Genomic DNA, 2,444 nt, shown 5'->3' with positions numbered 1-2,444 from the left:
TTTCTGTCTTCGTGATCAACCTCTGGACAGCCCACCTCGTGAAAGCACGAGGCTAGTACGGAGGTCACGTGTCAGCGACACCAGAGCGCCCGGGTGGCTGCGGGATCGCGGTGCTTGCGAGCAGGGTCGGTGCGGACGAGAAGAGGATGTTCGACGCATACGGCCGGCGTGGGGGAGGGGCCCACCGGGTGGATGTCGCGGATCGCATTGTGGGTCATCTGCTGGATTGGTTGCGGCGATGAAGGAGGCTTTTACTCCCTCGGGGAATGTGACCGAGACGTATGCGGCGGGACTGCGGACGACGAGCACATCGTGCTCTCGGAGTACTTGCATGGCATCGACGTCCTGACCAGTGCCATCGAGGAGTTGGCACACCTGCCCACACGCCCGGACCACGACCCGGCAGGCGAGGCACCGCTACGCATCAGGAGACTCAGGTGACCGACATGACCCAGCGCATCGCCGCGCTCCCCGAACAGCGCCGCACGCGGTTCCTCGCACGGCTGAGGGAACACGCGGAAACCGTGGCACGGCGCGGGCTGACATCGCGCGGCCACACAGGCCCGACACCGCTCTCCCACGCGCAACGGACCCTACGGTTCCTCGACCACCCGGTCCCCGGCACCCCGCTGTGCCTGCGCCTTCGGGGCAGGCTCGACGCGGGCACGCTGCGCGAGGCGCTGGCGTCGACCGTGGCCCGGCACGAGGCGCTGCGGACCACGATCGCCGAGCGCGAGGGCGCCCCGATGCAGGTCGTCGCCACCGAGGTTCCGGTCGACCTGCCGCTGACCGAGGCGGAGAACATCGCGGCGGCACGAGCCCTCATCGAGCGGCGGGCCGCCGAACCGTTCGACCTGGGCCGTACGCCGATGTGGCGCGCGGCACTGATCAGGGTCGAGCCGGACGACCACCTGTTCCTGCTCGACCTGCCCGCCCTCGTCTGCGACAGCCGCTCGCGCGGCGTGCTGATGCGTGAACTCGCCGCGTTCTACACGGCATTGACCGACGGCGGCACACCGAACCTGCCCGAACCGTCGGTGCAGTACCCGGACTACGCCCGGTGGCAGCACGACCGGCTCGGCAGCGCCGACCTGGACAGGATCGGCGCGTACTGGCGCAGCAAGCTGGCGGGCGCCGAGGTCCTGGAGTTCCCTACCGACCGGCCGCGCGGCGAGACCCGCACTTTCGCGGGCGACCGCGCCCGCTTCACCGTCGGGGGCGAAGCCCTGCGGCGGGCCGATGAGCTGGCCCGGCAGGTGGACGCGAGCCCGTACGACGTCCTCGTCGCCACGTTCTGCACGCTGCTGCACCGGTACTCCGGCCTCGACGACCTGGTGATCGGCTCGCCGGACGAGAACCGTCACCACGACAGCGTGTCCTCGGTGGTCGGGCGCTTCACCGATCCGCGCGTGCTGCGTGCGGACCTCTCCGGCGATCCGACCTTCCGCGAGCTGGTCCGGCGGGTCGCCCGCGTGTCGGCGGAGGCCGACGAGCATGCGGGCCTGCCCTTCGACAAGCTGGTCGAAGCGGTGGACCCGGTCGTCGACCCGTCGCGCTCTCCCGTCTTCCAGATCGTGTTCGGCGTGACGGACGCGGATACCACGGACACCGCTGCCGCCCTGCCCGGCATCGACATCTCGTACGAGGACGGCCCGACCCACACCTCCTGCTTCGACATGAGCTGGAGCCTGAGCCGGCGGCCGGAGCCCGGGGCCGGCGCGGACCTCGCCGTCGAGTTCAACACCCACCTGTTCGACGCCGAGAGCATCGCCCGGTTCACCCGGCACTACGCCGGGCTGCTGCACACCCTGACCGCGGCCCCGGACGCCCCGCTGTCCACGGCCGAGATGCTGAGCCCCACGGACAAGGCGTTCCTCACCGAGGCCGCCGGGGGCCCGGTGCGGCCGGTTCGCGAGTCCACCGTGGTCGCGGAGTTCGAGGCGCGCGCGGCGGAGACCCCGGACGGCGTGGCCGTCGTCGTCTCCGGTGTCGAGACCGGCTATGCCGAGCTGAATGCCCGCGCGAACCGGCTCGCCGCCCTGCTGCGCGCGCACGGTGTGGAGCCGGGCGCGCGGGTCGGTCTGTGTCTGCGTAGGAACCTGGACCTGCCGACTGCGATCCTCGCGGTGCTCAAGGCCGGCGCGGCCTACGTGCCTCTCGACACGGCGCACCCCTCCGGGCGCGTCGCCGAGATCGCCGAAGACGCCCAGTTGCGAGTGGTGCTCGCGCACGCCGAGGCGGGCAAGGCCGTGAGCGAGGTCGGCGCGCCCGTCGTGATGCTGGACGAGGTCCGCGACGCACTGGCGGCACTGCCGGACGACAACCCGCCGCTCGCGGCGGGGCCAGACGGCATCGCGTACGTCATCTACACCTCCGGCAGCACCGGCAAGGGGAGTGTCCGATAGACGGCGGATCTGATGATCAAGGAGACGCCTGATGAGCGA

Annotated in this window: 1 protein-coding gene; it reads left to right on the top strand. The window is 71.0% G+C overall.

Annotated features, from left to right (window positions below):
* Window positions 1-446 precede the first annotated feature (446 nt).
* On the top strand, window positions 447-2,405 hold the full coding sequence (locus DEH69_RS22920; RefSeq protein WP_258534892.1) for a condensation domain-containing protein: 1,959 nt from the start codon (window positions 447-449) through the stop codon (window positions 2,403-2,405).
* Window positions 2,406-2,444 lie beyond the last annotated feature (39 nt).

Source organism: Streptomyces sp. PT12 (genome assembly GCF_003311645.1).
Lineage (GTDB): Bacteria > Actinomycetota > Actinomycetes > Streptomycetales > Streptomycetaceae > Streptomyces.
This window is presented reverse-complemented; position numbering and strand designations above follow the sequence as displayed.

What these genes read in the sequence shown, in the direction of transcription:
- DEH69_RS22920 (WP_258534892.1), top strand. Translation starts at nt 447, where the DNA reads ATGACCCAGCGCATCGCCGCGCTCCCCGAACAGCGCCGCACGCGGTTC.